Origin of the sequence: Roseateles sp. PN1 (genome assembly GCF_038419725.1) — a bacterium.
Lineage (GTDB): Bacteria > Pseudomonadota > Gammaproteobacteria > Burkholderiales > Burkholderiaceae_C > Paucibacter_A.
Genome location: NZ_JBCARA010000012.1, coordinates 26671 through 41854, shown reverse-complemented (window position 1 = coordinate 41854; position 15184 = coordinate 26671). Strand labels below are relative to the sequence as shown.

At 64.1% G+C, this 15184-nt stretch carries 15 protein-coding genes; 4 read left to right on the top strand and 11 right to left on the bottom strand.

Going from position 1 to position 15184, the window contains the following annotated elements; translation table 11 throughout:
• Positions 1-4: 4 nt before the first annotated feature.
• The 7 genes from AABB87_RS17875 to def form a co-directional block, all read right to left on the bottom strand.
• Complete coding sequence (locus AABB87_RS17875; protein WP_341972623.1) at positions 5-337, bottom strand: AzlD domain-containing protein; 333 nt, start codon at positions 335-337, stop codon at positions 5-7.
• A complete protein-coding gene (locus AABB87_RS17870; protein WP_341972622.1) occupies positions 337-1071 on the bottom strand; it encodes an AzlC family ABC transporter permease in 735 nt (244 codons plus the stop codon). Before AABB87_RS17870 ends, AABB87_RS17875 begins: the two co-directional genes overlap by 1 nt.
• A 74-nt stretch (positions 1072-1145) precedes the next feature.
• Complete coding sequence (locus tag AABB87_RS17865) at positions 1146-1850, bottom strand: head GIN domain-containing protein (protein WP_341972621.1); 705 nt, start codon at positions 1848-1850, stop codon at positions 1146-1148.
• Positions 1851-2094: 244 nt separating this feature from the next.
• Positions 2095-2508 carry a hypothetical protein gene (locus AABB87_RS17860; protein WP_341972620.1) on the bottom strand — a complete coding sequence of 138 codons (414 nt, stop codon included), beginning with the start codon at positions 2506-2508 and terminating at the stop codon, positions 2095-2097.
• 76 nt (positions 2509-2584) lie between these two features.
• Positions 2585-3430 carry a zinc metalloprotease HtpX gene (htpX, locus tag AABB87_RS17855; protein ID WP_058721962.1) on the bottom strand — a complete coding sequence of 282 codons (846 nt, stop codon included), beginning with the start codon at positions 3428-3430 and terminating at the stop codon, positions 2585-2587.
• A 110-nt stretch (positions 3431-3540) separates the two neighbouring features.
• A complete protein-coding gene (fmt, locus tag AABB87_RS17850) occupies positions 3541-4518 on the bottom strand; it encodes a methionyl-tRNA formyltransferase (protein ID WP_341972742.1) in 978 nt (325 codons plus the stop codon).
• Positions 4519-4538: 20 nt separating this feature from the next.
• Positions 4539-5057: a peptide deformylase gene (def, locus tag AABB87_RS17845; protein ID WP_341972619.1), complete on the bottom strand. Its 519-nt coding sequence runs from the start codon at positions 5055-5057 to the stop codon at positions 4539-4541.
• 277 nt (positions 5058-5334) lie between these two features.
• Here def and AABB87_RS17840 point away from each other — a divergent pair, with 277 nt between their 5' ends.
• The 3 genes from AABB87_RS17840 to AABB87_RS17830 are packed head-to-tail and all read left to right on the top strand — an operon-like array spanning position 5335 to position 8196.
• Positions 5335-6525: a LysM peptidoglycan-binding domain-containing protein gene (locus AABB87_RS17840; protein WP_445944885.1), complete on the top strand. Its 1191-nt coding sequence runs from the start codon at positions 5335-5337 to the stop codon at positions 6523-6525.
• A 47-nt stretch (positions 6526-6572) separates the two neighbouring features.
• Complete coding sequence (gene dprA, locus AABB87_RS17835; protein WP_341972617.1) at positions 6573-7691, top strand: DNA-processing protein DprA; 1119 nt, start codon at positions 6573-6575, stop codon at positions 7689-7691.
• A gap of 52 nt (positions 7692-7743) precedes the next feature.
• Positions 7744-8196, top strand: coding sequence for a DUF494 family protein (locus AABB87_RS17830; protein ID WP_341972616.1), 453 nt, complete (start codon positions 7744-7746; stop codon positions 8194-8196).
• Between the two features lie 89 nt (positions 8197-8285).
• Here AABB87_RS17830 and AABB87_RS17825 read toward each other — a convergent pair whose 3' ends face one another.
• From AABB87_RS17825 to yajC, 4 genes are all read right to left on the bottom strand, one after another.
• Positions 8286-10673: a DUF1631 family protein gene (locus tag AABB87_RS17825; protein ID WP_341972615.1), complete on the bottom strand. Its 2388-nt coding sequence runs from the start codon at positions 10671-10673 to the stop codon at positions 8286-8288.
• A 45-nt stretch (positions 10674-10718) separates the two neighbouring features.
• The gene (gene secF / locus AABB87_RS17820) at positions 10719-11753 is read right to left on the bottom strand and encodes a protein translocase subunit SecF (RefSeq protein WP_341972614.1); all 1035 of its coding nucleotides are present in this window, start codon (positions 11751-11753) and stop codon (positions 10719-10721) included.
• A gap of 24 nt (positions 11754-11777) precedes the next feature.
• Entirely contained in the window at positions 11778-13667 is a 1890-nt protein-coding gene (secD, locus tag AABB87_RS17815) for a protein translocase subunit SecD (protein WP_341972613.1), read from the bottom strand.
• Between the two features lie 174 nt (positions 13668-13841).
• A complete protein-coding gene (yajC, locus tag AABB87_RS17810; RefSeq protein WP_058718382.1) occupies positions 13842-14165 on the bottom strand; it encodes a preprotein translocase subunit YajC in 324 nt (107 codons plus the stop codon).
• Positions 14166-14502: 337 nt separating this feature from the next.
• Here yajC and AABB87_RS17805 point away from each other — a divergent pair, with 337 nt between their 5' ends.
• A complete protein-coding gene (locus tag AABB87_RS17805; RefSeq protein ID WP_341972612.1) occupies positions 14503-15174 on the top strand; it encodes a GntR family transcriptional regulator in 672 nt (223 codons plus the stop codon).
• Positions 15175-15184: the final 10 nt, after the last annotated feature.

Below are 15184 nucleotides of genomic sequence, written 5' to 3'. Positions count from 1 at the left end.
GGGGCTACCAGCCCAGGCCAATGCGCAGGGCCAGCATCACCGCGGTGCCGCTGAGGATGGTGCCCAGGATGTCGCGTCGCCAGAAAAAGTAGGCGCTGGCCACGGCGGTGGCATAGAGCCGCGCATCGCGCCAGGTGTCGATCAGCTGGCCCTGGCTCATCACGATCTCGGGCACGATCACGGCCGCCAGCGCGGCCAGCGGCGCGTAGCGCAGGCCTTGCTTGGCCCAGTCGGGCATAGGCAACTCTTCTTTTGGCAGCATGAAAAAGGCGCGGGTCAGCAAGGTGATCACGCCCATGCCGACGATGCCCAAAGCCACTTCCCAGATCGACAGCATCAAGGCACCAGCTTTCTTTGCGGGAAGCTGCGTTCCATCAGCAAGCCCATGGCCACGGCGGCGGCAATCGCCACCAGAATATTGAGACGCAGGGGCAAGCCGTAGGCGGCCACCGCAGCGCAGCTGGCCACGCCCGCCGAGACCCAGGCATTGCGGTCCTTCAACAGCGAATACGCCAGGCCCAGCAAGGCCAAGACCCCGGCAAATCCCAGGCCCCATTGCGTGGGCACCCGGTCGGCCAGCAAGATGCCCAGCACCGAAGGCACTTGCCAGGCGGTCCAGTTCATGCAGACACCGCCCCAGTAATATGGCAGCTGCTCGGGCGCGGGCTTGCCATCGGGCCAGCGCTTCAAAAAAGCCACGTAGTTGAGATCGGCCGCGAAGTAGCCGATGCGCAGCCTTTGCGCCAGCGGCAGATGGCCAAAAAACATGCGCCACTGCGCGCTGAAAATGACGAAGCGCAGATTGACGCAAAACGCCGTGGCCCACAGCACCCAGAGCGGCGCGCCGCTGGCAATCAGCGGCAAGGCGGCCAGCTGCGAGCTGCCGGCAAAGACCACAAAACTCATCAGCAGGGCCAGGCCAACGCCGAGGCCGCTCTTGACCATGGCCACGCCGGTGACCAGGCCCCAGGCTGAAATACCCAGGGTGATCGCAGCCATATCGACTGCGCCGCGCTTGAATTCGGGGTGGCGCCAGAGCGGCGCCGGAGTGTCAACGGAAGAAAAGCCCATAGACGCATTGTCCTATGGGCTTTGGTGGTTTGCGGGCCCGGCGGCCCGCTACAGTTTGGCGCGCTCGAGAAAACTCAGTTCAGCTTCTTGACCTTGCCATTGCCGGCAACCGACAACTTCAGCTCAGGCGCGCCCAGATAGGCCACATCGCCAGAGCCAGCGATCGAGACGTTGAGGGTCTTGCGGGCAAACACCTCGGTGTTGCCGCTGCCGGCGATGCTGACCTTGACCTCTTCGGCCTGCAGGCTGCGGGCCCGAATATCGCCCGAACCGGCCACCGACAAGCGCAGGACCTGCGTCGTGCCGCTGGCCTTGATGTCGCCGCTGCCGGCCACGTTGAAGGCCAGGCTCTCGCTCTCGATGTTCACGAAGCTGATGTCGCCGGAGCCGCCGATGCTGGCGTCCACGCTCGGGGTCTTCATCGCCTCGACCTTGATATTGCCCGAGCCGCCAATCGCGATGGCACGCAGCTGCGCCATGTCGATGATGATTTGCGGCCGCACCGAGCCGTTCAGGCTACTGCCCTTCTTGGGCGCGATCTCCAGCGTGCGGCCCTTGCTGCCATCAACGATGCGGGTTTCCAGCAGCGGCTGCAGGTTTTTGTCGGTACGCACCTCGACCCGCGAATTGGGGTTCTGGCGCACGATAACTTGGAAGCCGCCCGCCAGCGAGATGGCATCAAAGCTCGGCAGCTCGCGCACCTCACTCACGACTTCACCCGAACCATTGACCGTCTCCGAACCCCAACCCCAGCTCCAGGCGTGCGCGCCGGAAGCCATGAGAAAACTGCAAGCAGCGACTGCGAAAAAGCGGCGATTCAGCATGATGGTGGGGCTTTCGAAAGAGATGTCGATCAAGGAATGCCGCCATCTTGCCGGAGCACGGCACCGGCTGGGTAGCGCAAGAAGACAGCCCGTCGGTTTGTGGGCGCCAGATGCAAAAAGGCCGGATTGAAAGGCAAGGTGCTCATTCAATCCGGCGCTTTCAATTCAGCCCGGGTGTGGTGCGATGCGGCTCGACCCCTCAGTGCGCGGCCTTGGGCTTGGCCGCAGCTTTATCGCCGGGTTTCTCAGCCGCCTTGCCGTCTGGTTTGGAGGCGGCTTTGTCTTCGGCTTCCGCCTCATCATCGGCTTTGGGCTTGGGCTTGCCCAACACCGGGCGCGGCACCACGGGAACAATGCCTTCCAGCTTGTTCTCACGCATGTACTCGTCCATCTCGCGCCAGCCCGCAAACATCGAGGCCTTGTGGGCCTTCGGATTGAGGTTGTAGCAGTCCTCGATGGCCCGCATGGCGTGCCGGCAGCCACTGCCCAGCGCCTTGCCCTCGGCCTCTTTGGCCGCCTGAACCTTGGCGGGATCTTCAATCCCAAGCTGCTCGCAGGCCGTCAGGCTCAGCAAAACAGCGGCCGCGGCGGTGAGACGAATAAGAAGCTTCATGCGGCAGATATCGGCAGCAAGACCTGACACTTGAACGGGCTGATTCACACCCAAGCCCCTGGAGGCTGGGCAGCGCTCAGCGGCCGCGGGCCATTTCCAGCAAGCGGGCCACGCGCTCTTCGGTGGGCGGATGGGTGCTGAACATGCCCGCCAAGCCTTTGCCGGAAAGCGGGTTCATGATCATCATCTGCGCCGTTTCCGGGTGGCGCTCGGTGGTCTCCAGCGGCAGACCTTGGGCGATGCGGTGGATTTTGTCCAGCGCCGAGGCCAGCGCGGCTGGGTCGCCGGAGATTTCGGCACCACCACGATCGGCCTCAAATTCGCGCGCACGGCTGATGGACATCTGGATCAAGCTGGCCGCGATCGGCGCCAGGATCGCCACCAGAATGCCGGCGATCGGGTTGCTGCGACCTTCGCTGTCACGCCCGCCAAAGAACATGGCGAAATTGGCCAGCATGGAAATCGCACCGGCCATGGTGGCGCTGATGGTGCTGATCAAAATGTCGCGGTGCTTCACATGGGCCAGCTCATGCGCCATCACGCCGCGCAACTCGCGCTCAGACAGGGTGCGCAAAATGCCCGTGGTGGCGGCCACCGCCGCATGCTCGGGGTTGCGGCCGGTGGCGAAGGCGTTGGGGGCGTCTTCGTCGATCAGATAGACCTTGGGCATGGGCAGCTGGGCCTTTTGCGCCAGCTCGGCCACCATGGCGTAGAACTGCGGTGCCGACGAAGCATCCACCTCGCGCGCCCGATACATCTTCAACACCATGGTGTCAGAGAACCAGTAGCTGAAGAAATTCATGCCCAGCGCGACGAGCAGCGCCAGCATCATGCCGCTGCGCCCGCCCAGCATGGCACCCATGGCCATGAACAGCGCCGTGATGGCAGCCATCAAAATGGCGGTCTTCATCAGATTGAACATATGCATTTCCCTCCGAGGTCGCGGCCAAACAACTAATTAGCTGAAACAAATGAAACCAATTGAATCAGCAAGAAACGCTCGCCTCCTATTTGGAGGCTAAGCCAAGCAATTCAAGTTGCGGCCGCGGCGGGCACTTCAACAGCGGCAAACACGGCGCCCACGGCAATCGGCTTGGCCTGCAAAAACGCTGCGGCGGGCAGGCGTTTACCACCGGCGCGCTGCAACTCGGTCAGGCGCAGAGCCTGCTGGCCGCAAGCGACGGTGATGCCCGTTTCGTCCACCCGCAAGACCTGACCCTGCGGCCCGCTGCCTTCCGCCACCTCGGCGCGCCAGACCTTGATGGCCTCGCCGTCCAGATGCGCCAAGCCGCCCGGGAAGGGGTCGAAGGCGCGCAAGCGGCGCTCCAACTGTGCCGCGTCCTGGCGCCAATCCAGTTGGGCCTCGGCTTTTTCGATCTTGTGCGCGTAAGTCACGCCCTCGGCGGGCTGCGGCACGGGGCGCAAGCCGCCCGCAGCGGCAAGTTCTAGTGCCTCAACAATCATGCGGCCACCCAGCACGGCCAAGCGGTCGTGCAGGCTGGAAGTGGTGTCGGCAGTGGCAATATCCAGGCGCTCGATAGCGAGCATGTCGCCGGTATCCAGGCCGGCGTCCATCTGCATGATGGTGATGCCGGTTTGCGCATCCCCCGCCTCGATGGCTCGGTGGATGGGCGCTGCACCACGCCAGCGGGGCAGCAAGGAGGCATGGATATTGAGGCAGCCGCGGGCGGGCAGATCCAGCACCCATTGCGGCAGGATCAGCCCGTAGGCAGCCACCACCATCACATCAGCCTTGGCCGCCAGCAGCGCCTCGCGAGCTGCGGCGGCTTCCTCAGGAAACTTGCCGTCCAGGCGCAGGCTGCGCGGTTGCGCCACGGCAATGCCATGCTGCAAGGCCACTTGCTTGACGGCTGAGGCCTGCAGCTTCATGCCGCGGCCGGCCGGGCGGTCGGGCTGGGTCAGCACCAGCGGCACCTCGAAGCCGGCCGCCAGCAAGGCCTGCAAGGCGCTGGCGGCAAACTCCGGCGTACCGGCGAAAACAACGCGCATGGCCGGGCTGGAGGCACTCATCAGCGGCGCACCGCCTGCTCTTCGCGCGTCTTCTTGATCATCTTGGTCTTGATGCGCTCGCGCTTGAGCGGGCTGAGGTATTCGACGAAAACCTTGCCCATCAGATGATCCATCTCGTGCTGCACGCACACGGCCAGCAGGCCCTCGGCCTCGAACTCGTAGGTCTCGCCTTCGCGATTGAGTGCCCGCACGGTGACGCGCGAATACCGCGGCACTTTGTCGTAGACCTGAGGCACCGACAGGCAGCCTTCCTCGCCTTCGGTGAACTCGGCGCTGGTCTTGATCAGCTCGGGGTTGATCAGCACGCGCGGCGTGTCGCGCTCATTCGAGGTGTCTATCACCAGCACCCGCTCGTGCACATCCACCTGGGTGGCGGCCAGACCCACGCCTTCGGCGTCGTACATGGTCTCCAGCATGTCGTCGACCAGGGCACGGATGCGCTCGTCGACTTGAGCCACAGGTTTGGCCACCGTGTGCAGACGGGGATCGGGGTAACGCAGAATATTCAGTATTGCCATGAAGCGAGCCAGAGGGTTTGAGCGGTCAAGATAGAGGGGGAAAGCCCTTTGCTTGACTCTTTGCGACGAGCCATATTTGGGGGCAGAATCGCCGCGCAAGACCGAGATTTTCGCTGAAATACGATCAGTACATGATCACGCCCGCGATCAGCCACAATTTGCTCACGCATTTACCCGCGCAGACCGCCCCGGCGAGTTGCGCCAAGATCATCCCAATCAACTCGCCGCGACGGCTGCGAAAGAGAAATTGATGCCCCAGTTCCTGCCCCAGTGCGATATGTTTCCCGGGTCTGCCAGCTCACGCCGCCACCCTCTGGCCCTGGCCTTGCTGGCCCTGTCGCTGACTTGCGCCGGCGCAAATGCACAGGCTCAAGCAGCCAAACTGCCGATCAGCGATGCCCAGCGCGCTACCGCCGAACGCGTGGCGCAAAGCGGCGTGCCGCTGTCGGAGCTGACCCCCGACGCACCCGACACCTACACGGTCAAGACCGGCGACACTTTGTGGGGTATTTCCCAGCTCTTCCTCAAGAGCCCCTGGCGCTGGCCCGAGCTGTGGGGCATGAACCGCGAGCAAATCAATAACCCGCACCTGATCTACCCCGGTCAGACGCTGATGCTGGTCAAGCAAGACGGCATGGCGCGCCTGCAGATGGCGCAAGAGCGCGGCGGCTACGGCAGCGGCGTGGCCGGCGACACCGTCAAGTTCTCACCGCGTATTCGCAGCGCTGCCAACGATGGCTCCGACATTGCCGCCATTCCGCTCAATCTGCTTGAGCCCTTCCTCAACGACGCGGTGGTCTTTGACACCGACGCCTTGGCCGCCGCGCCGCGCATCGTGGCCGCACCCGAAGGGCATGTGAACCTCGCCAAGGGCCATACCGCCTATGCGCGCGGCGATCTGAGCAAGGCCAATGACTACCGGGTGTTCCGCAACACCCGCCCCTTGAAGGACCCCGTGACCGGTGAAATCCTCGGTTACGAAGCTCGCTATCTGGGCACGGCCGACCTGATCCGCGAGGGCTCGGAGCAGACCAATAGCGATGGCAAAACCGAAATCGTGCCGTCCACGCTCTTGATCAAGACCGCCCGTCTGGAGATCGGCGTGGGCGATCGCCTGGCCCCGGTTTTGCAACGCAACTTCCAGCGCTATGTGCCGCATGCCCCGACCCAAGAGATGCACGGCCGCATCGTGTCGATCTACGGTGACGGCGTCAACGCCGGCCAGAACCAGATCGTGGCCCTGAATCGCGGCAGCCAGGACGGCATGGAACGCGGCCATGTGCTGGCCCTGTGGCAAAAGGGCCGCGCGGCGGTCGACACCACACAGGAAAGGCGCCAGGACATTCAACTGCCGGACGAGCGCCACGGCGTGCTGTTCGTGTTCCAGGTCTATTCGCGTGTGTCCTACGCCCTGATCATCTCGGTGAAGGAACCCGTCAAGCCTGGCGACCGCTTCAGCCAGCCTTGAGCGACTAATCCGCGGCCCAGCCACACACTGGCGCACCCAGGCTCAGCATGGACCGCAGCGAACTAAGCGCTTGGCTGCGGCTGCTGGAAACCCCGGGCCTGGGGCTGGAGGCCGCGCGGCGCCTGCTGGCTGCCGCCGGCTCGCCACAAGCCGCGCTTGAACTGCCGGCACCAGCACAGCGGGAGCTATTGACTCCCAAACAGCGCCAGGCCTTGAGCGAGTTGCCACCGCTGTGGCCGGACTTGCTGGACAAGACCTGGGCCTGGCTAGAAGACAACCCCGCTCACAGCCTGCTGACGCTGGGCGACCCCGACTATCCCGCTGCCCTTCTGGCCACGGCCGACCCGCCCTTGCTGCTGTATCTGGCCGGGCGCCGCGAGCTTTTGGCTTGTCCGGGCCTGGCCATCGTCGGCAGCCGCAGCCCCACCCCGCAGGGGCGCGACAACGCCGAGCAATTCGCCCGAGCACTCAGCCAAGCCGGCCTGACCATCATCTCGGGCTTGGCCCTGGGCATTGATGCGGCCGCCCATCGCGGCGGCTTGGGCGGCGCGGCCAGCAGCATCGGCGTGCTGGGTACCGGGCTGGATCAGATTTACCCCAGCCGGCACCGCGAGCTGGCCGCTGAGATGCTGCAGCAAGGCCTCTTGATCAGCGAATACTCACTGGGCACACCCGCCCTGCCGCCCAATTTCCCGCGCCGCAACCGCATCATCGCGGGACTGAGCCAGGGCTGCCTGGTGGTGGAGGCGGCCCTGCGTTCAGGCTCGCTGATCACGGCCCGACTGGCCAGCGAGGCCGGGCGCGAAGTCTTCGCCATTCCCGGCTCCATCCATTCGCCACTCAGCAAGGGTTGCCACGCGCTGATCCGCCAGGGCGCCAAGCTGGTGGAAACGGCGCAGGATGTGCTGGAGGAGTTGCCGCCGCTGGCCACCACGACCGCAGCCTGCTCTCATTTGCCAACGTCAGGCGATGCCGGGGCCCTTCCAGCCGGCGCGCCAGCCAAGGTGCTGGCCGAGATGGGTTTCGACCCAGTCTCGCTGGACAGCCTAATGGCGCGCGGCGGCTGGCCGGCCCATGAGCTGAGCGCCTATTTGCTGGACTTGGAGCTCGACGGCCATGTCGAGCGCCTGCCCGGCCAGCTATTTCAAAGGCGCGCCAAGGCCTGAGCGCGGTGGGGCGAAAGCCTGGCCTGCGCCCCACTCAGTTATAGTGCTGCCCATGCTCGACGTGCTAGTCTATCTCTACGAAACCTATTGGCGCCCCGATGCATGCCCGGATCATGCACAGCTGACGCGCAAGCTGTCGGCCGTAGGTTTCGAGCGCGATGAGATTCAAGAAGCGCTGACTTGGCTGGACGGATTGGCCGCCGGCGCTGCGTCTTACCAGGGCACACAAGGCCCGCTAAGCCTGCGCGTCTACTCGGTCGCCGAGCAAGACCATCTGGGCGAGCCGTCCATCGGCTTCATCAGTTTTCTTGAAGCGGCCGGCGTGCTGCCACCGCCCATGCGCGAAATGGTCATCGACCGCGCCATGGCCATCTCCGGCGGCCCCATGGACCTGGAAGACCTCAAGATCATCGTGTTGATGGTGTTCTGGAGCCTGGGCGAAGAACCCGATGCGCTGATTCTGGACGAGTTGTTCGTGGCGCCCGAGGACCGGCTGATCCACTGAGAACGAGCCGTCGCAGCGGATGATCCGTTGCACATGGCCCTCCTCCTGCGGCCCCGCCGAAAACTTCGGCAGGCTTGCCGCCTAAAACCCTAATTCAACAAACGGCCTGGATCCCCATCCAGCTTGGCCAAGGCATTGCGCGTAGCCTTGACCGTCAGGGCTTCATCCTGCGCCGGCAGCAAGAGGCCAGCCTGCAAGAAAGCCGCCATGCGGCTGATCGAGAACAGCACGCAACGGCCATGGGTGGTCACGAACAAGGCCATCTGGCGACGGTTGCCGCGCCAGGCCAGCTGCACCGCTTCGTTGCGGTTGCGGTAGTCCAGCATGTACCAGCCGCCCACTTGCAACTCGCGCGCCCAGGCCAGCATGGTGGCGGTTGGGGCACTGCCGCCCTCGGCCACCACTTCCAGGCCTTCTGATTCATGGCCAGACAAATCGCGCACCAGCGACTGGTTGATTTGTTCCTCGTCCATGCCCTCTTCGCCCGCCTCGGGCAGCAGAGCTTCCAGCGTTTCCAGCTGGTCCATCAACTCATCCAGGCGCTCACGCGGAATCGCGGCGGTCTTGGCGGTGAAGGCCGCGGCCAGGGCGTTATTGAGGTGGCGGATCTGTTCGTCTTGCTTGTCCACCGGCAGGCCGACATCCAGCATGCCGTCGCGCAGGGTTTTGAGCAGCGGCGGCAGGCGGCGGATCACTTCGGCCCGCTCCTCGCGCGTGACCTTGGCGCTGGCGGACCAAATCAGGTCGGCTGCGGCACGCTTCATCTGCTTGATGCCATCGGACTGAGCGCCGCTGCGCACCGCGGTGACGGCCAGCACATCGGCCCAGATCTGAAACAAGAACTCGCGCACACCGTCTTGCACCGGCACTTCGGCCAGCATCTTGCGCAGCTCGATGGTGTACTGGATGGCCAACGTCTCGCGCTGCTCCACCTGCTGGGCCAGCGAAACGCCGCGGCGGGTGTTCTGGTTTTCGTTCTCGAAATAGTTATCGAGGAACTTCTCGAACTCGGTCAGCACCGTCTGGAAGACGCGGCGGCCGGTATCCGGATAAGCCTCCACCACCTGCACCACCCGCTTGATCTCGCGCTCCAGCGGGTCGCCGCCCGCATTGGCGAAGGCGCCGCTACCGGCGGCATGGTTGGCGCTGGTGTTGAAACCCATCACGCAAGCGCCCATGCGGTCAATCAACTGGCGCGCGGGGTGATCGGTGGTGGCGAAAAAGTCGGGCTCGCTGACGGCCACACGCAGCACCGGCATTTGCAGGCGCGCGAACCACACCCGTACCGTCGCCGGGATATGGTCTTCCATCAGGATGCTCTGAAACATCATGGCCACCAGCTCGATGGTGGCGCGCTCGGCCGGCGTGTCCGCCGCCTGCTTGAGCACCGTCTTGACGTTTTGATGGCGCTGCTGCCATTGCTCCAGGCGCTGCGGCGCTTCGTCGGAGAGGCTCAGCACATCGCTGGAGAGATTCAAGTCCAGGCTGGGGTCTTCCTGCCGCATCGCCTCTTGGGCTTGCTGGATGGCAGCGCTCAGACGTTGCGGCGCCTGGGCAGAACGGGACTGCGGCGCCGGGCTTACCGATGCAGGGCCTGCACCTTGCTTGGCCGTGGCGGCAAAGGCCGGCACCTGGCTGCCGACAATGCGCTGCAAAAGGCGCAGAACTTCCTCGGCCTGACTGCTGGCGGGGCTTTGCACCGTGATCGGCCCCGGCACCGTGCCGGCCTCAGGCAAGCCCGAGCCAGCGCGGATCGCCCCACCACGCGGACCAGCAGCGCCGCCCCAATCAGCTGACGCGGTAGGCCCGGTGTTCAGGCTGCGGCGAATAAAGGGCCGCAAATCCACCTCGGGCATCACGGCCTGATTGACCAACCAATGGTTGACCTCGTGGTAGGCCTCGGCCAGCAGGATCGCGAATTCCTCGTGCAATTGCAGGCGCAGCATCTGCCATTCCGACACGCCCATGCCGCTGCGGCCCCAGGCGTCCAGCACCAGCTTGGCCAGTACATTGGCGCGCAGCAGGTCTTGCGGAGCCAGGTCTTCGTGCTGCTCCAGCATCTGGATGCGGGTACGCAGATCGGTGAACTCCCAGCTGGCGCGGTCCATCATGGCCAGCGCCAGGCGCGAGGCGGTGATCTCGCGCTCGATGGTGTCATCGTCCACCAGGGCCAGCTTGGACGGGGTGATGCCCGCCAGCGCCGGCTCGGGCGGCCTGCCATCTTCCTGAACGCCGTAAACGGCGGCGTGGCGCAGGCCGCTGAGCACGCTGCTCAGCCACGCCGGGCTACAGCGCTGCCAAGCCTCGACGCCTTCACGGCGCGCATGCATCAGTACCGGAACGCCGCTCTGCGTCAACAACTGGGTGGCCGCATCGCTGATGGCCTGGCCCAGCGTAGCCATGCCGCGCACCAGCGCTTCGACATAGATGCGCCGCGCCTGAATTGCCATAGCCTTGTTGCGGGCGGCGACAGTCATGGATGGTTGATTACGCGATCAAATGCGGGGGTCCGACTGACTCTACTACACCACCGCGCCGGCGTTTGGGTCGTCCGGATCTTCACGGTTCACCGGGGCCTGGATCAGGTCTTCGCGCTTGACGCCCAGCCACATGGCGATGGCCGCGGCCACAAACACCGACGAGTAAATACCGAACAAGATGCCGATGGTCAGAGCGACGGCGAAGTAATGCAGGGTCGGGCCGCCGAAGATCAGCATCGACAACACCATCAGCTGCGTGCTGCCATGGGTGATGATGGTTCGGCTCATGGTGCTGGTGATGGCGTGGTCAATCACCTCATGAGTGCTGAACTTGCGGAACTTGCGGAAGCCCTCGCGCACCCGGTCAAAAATCACCACCGACTCGTTCACCGAGTAGCCCAGCACGGCCAACACCGCCGCCAGCACGGAGAGCGAAAACTCCCACTGGAAGAAGGCGAAGAAGCCCAGGATGATGACCACGTCGTGCAAGTTGGCGATGATGCCGGCCACCGCGAACTTCCATTCGAAGCGGATGGCCAAGTAGATCATGATGCCGATGACGGTGACGCCCAGCGCCTTGGCCGCGTCGCGCGCCAGTTCTTCACCAACGGCCGGGCCTACCACCTCGCTGCGCATCAGCTTGATGGGTTCGGCATTGGCCGCCGTGGTGCAGACCTGCTTGCTGATGGCCTCACCCTTGTCGCTGACCATCTGGCGCTGGCTGATGCTGCCGGACTCGGCCTTGCACAGCTCGCTGAACACCAGGCCGACCTGCTCGGTCTGCTTGATGTCGGCGCGCAGAGGCAGACGCATCATCACGTCATGCGAGCTGCCGAAGTTGGTGACTTGCACCTCGCCAAAGCCCAGGCCTTCGACCACATGGCGGGTCTTTTCAAGATCGGCCGCTTGCGCGTACTCGACCTCGATGACCGAACCGCCCTTGAATTCGATGGAGAAGTTCAGGCCTTTGGTGACCAGAAAGAAAACGGCGGCCGCGAAGGTGACGAAGGAAATGACGTTGAAGATCAACGCATGCTTCATCAAGGGCAGGTCGCGCTTGATACGGAAGAGTTCCATGATTCGCTACTCGATTCGTTCAGGTCAGACTTTGGCGGCGGGTTGCTGCGGATCCACCTCGACAGGCGGCTTCCAGATCTGCCCGATCGACAGGGACTTGAGCTTCTTCTGGCGGCCATACCAGAGGTTGGCCAGGGCACGCGAGAACACCACGGCCGAGAACATCGAGGTCAAGATCCCCAGGCAGTGCACGATGGCAAAGCCACGCACCGGGCCGGAGCCGAAGGCCAGCAAGGCCAGACCGGCGATCAGCGTGGTGACGTTGGAGTCCAGAATGGTGGCAAAGGCGCGCTCGTAACCGAGGTTGATAGCGGCCTGCGGCGAGGCGCCGTTGCGCAGCTCTTCGCGGATGCGCTCATTGATCAGCACGTTGGAGTCAATTGCCATGCCCAGCACCAGGGCGATAGCCGCGATACCCGGCAGCGACATGGTCGCGCCCAGCATCGACAAGACCGCCACCAGCAGCAGCAGGTTGAAGCCCAGCGCCAGCGACGAGAACACGCCGAAGAGCATGTAGTAGACGCACATGAACACGGCCACGGCGGCAAAGCCCCAGGTCACGCTCAAGATGCCACGCTCAATGTTTTCCTTACCCAGGCTGGGGCCAACGGTGCGCTCTTCGATGATTTCCATCGGCGCGGCCAGCGAACCGGCGCGCAGCAGCAGCGAGGTATCGGCCGCTTCTTGCAGCGTCATCGCGCCGGAAATCTTGACCCGGCCGCCGCTGAGTTCGCTGCGGATCACCGGGGCCGTCACGACCTCGCCCTTGCCCTTTTCGAACAAGATGATGGCCATGCGCTTGCCGATGTTCTCGCGCGACATGTCCTTCATGATGCGGGCGCCCTTGGCGTCCAGCGTCAGATCCACGGCGGGCTGTTGGTTTTCGTCTGTGCCGGCTTGCGCGTCGCTGAGGTTGTCACCGGTCAGCACCACTTGGCGCTTGACGATGATGGGGCCAAAGCCGCGGTCGATGAAGCGCTCGGTACCAAAAGGCACCGGGCCGCTGCCGGCCAGAGCCGCCTGCGCCTCGGCGCTGTCGTCCACCATACGCAATTCCAGCGTGGCGGTGCGGCCGATGATGTCCTTGGCCTTGGCCGTGTCTTGCACACCGGGCAGTTGCACGATGATGCGGTCCAAGCCCTGCTGTTGAATCACCGGCTCGGACGTGCCCAGTTCGTTGACCCGGTTGTGCAGGGTGGTGATGTTTTGCTTCAGCGCGGCTTCTTGCACAGCCGCCATCGAGGCAGGCTTGAGCGCACCGGTCAGGCGCGACTCGGCCGCATCGCTGCTGGGCGTCCACAGCACTTCAGGGATCTTGTCAGCCAGCAGAGCCATGGCCTGCTGCTGGGTGGCGGCGTCGCGGAAGGCGATCACCACATTATTGCCATCGCGGCTGATGCCGGCGTGGCGCAGATTCTTTTCGCGCAGCAAGCTGCGCACATCGCCGGTCAGCGACTCGGCCTTCTTGGTCAGCGCGGACTTCATGTCCACCTGCATCAAGAAGTGCACACCACCGCGCAAGTCCAGACCCAGATACATGGGGAAGGCATGCAGCGAGGACAACCACTTGGGCGACCGCGACAAGAGGTTCAGCGCCACGATGTAGGTGGGCTCGGCCTCGTTGGGGTTGAGCACCTTGCTGATCGCTTCCTTGGCCTTGATCTGGGTGTCCAGATCCTTGAACCGGGCTTTGATCGAGTTTCCTTCCAGCAGCACGAAGTCGGGCTGGATCTGGGCGGCGCTCAAGGCCTGCTCGACGCGACCGCGCACGTCATCGTCAACCTTGATGGTGACCTTCGCGCTGGATACCTGCACCGCCGGCGCTTCACCGTAGAAGTTGGGCAGCGTGTAGATCAAGCCCAGCAATAGCGCAACGATCAGCAGCGCGTATTTCCAAAGCGGGTAACGATTCATGGTGGTGCATCCTCTGCGGCCCGGATCGCCGCGAGACAAGCCGCCCTTTTTGCAAAGAGCGGCGGCGGGCAGACGTCAGGCTGCGCCCGGTGGCGGGCGCTGGCTTGGCTAGGTCAATGAAAGTTCGGCGGCAGCGGCCCCCAGCAAAGCTGGGACGCCTGACCAGACTTGGGTTTACTTGATCGTGCCCTTGGGCAGCACTTGCACGACGGCGGAGCGTTGCACCTGCAACTCCACGCCGCTGGAGACTTCCAGGGTCAGGAAGCTCTCGCCGACCTTGCTGATCTTGCCCAGCAGGCCGCCAGAGGTGACGACTTCGTCGCCCTTGACGATGGCCTCGATCATGGCCTTGTGCTCTTTTTGACGCTTCATCTGCGGACGAATCATCACGAAATACAGCACCACAAACATCAGCACCAGCGGCAGCATGCTCAGCAGGCTGGACTCAGCACCACCGGCGGCGGGTGCGGCTTGAGCGAAAGCATTGGAAATAAACACGTCGAATCCCTTTGGAATGATGGCGCCGCGCCCTCAGCGCATGAATTGGCCGGACGCGGGCGAGTGAACGGCGGATTGTATGCGCGCGGCAGACCAGCCACGCCGGCCCAGCCTGCCCTGCGCACGCAAGACTTGAGTCGGGCTTGGATATGGCGTTGACAAGCCCACAAGGCAAGGCTACTCTTTAAATATATTTAACATATATAAATACAGATCTTGCTCACCTGCCTTCTGCCAATTGGCCTCTGCGCCAAGGCTGCCGGACGCCATCAAGCCAGCGGGCGGGATATTCAGGCGCGCCCGGCTCGGCCGCTTTTGAGCATGCGAAGATGCCACCATGCCCCAAGTTGACGACCACCTCGGCCCCGCCGACCCGGAAAAGCGCCGCCAAGCCGACCAAGCCTACGACGCGCTGGAATCCATGATTGCCACCCTGCAGCTCAAGCCCGGGGCTGCCATTGTTGAAGCCGAACTGATCAGCCAGACCGGCCTGGGCCGCACACCGGTGCGCGAGGCCTTGATGCGCTTAGTCAGCTGCGGCCTGATCGTGCAGCAAGCCCGGCGCGGCCTGCAGGTCAGCGAAATCCGCCTGGCCGAGCACCTGGACTTGATCGAAGCCCGGCGCGTGCTGGAACGCCTGATCGCCAGCATGGCCGCGCGCCGCGCCACCCCGCCCCAGCGCCAAGACCTGCTGGCCTGCGCCCAAACCATGCTCAGCTCGGCCGAGGCCGGTGATCTGCACGGTTATATGCATGCCGATCAAGCCCTGGACCGCATCATTCACGCCGCTTGCCGCAACCCGGCCGCCGCAGCAGCGGTGGTGCCCATGGCCATTCAATGCCGGCGCTTCTGGTATGCCTACCAGCACCAGGGCGATCTGCTGCGTGGCGCGCAACTGCATCTGGACCTCGCGCAAGCCATTGCCGCAGCGCAGGCCGAAGCCGCTCAGAGCGCCGCCGACGCGCTGATGGACTATTTGCGCGGCTTCGCTCAGGCCGTGATTGACTAAGCGGCTGAGC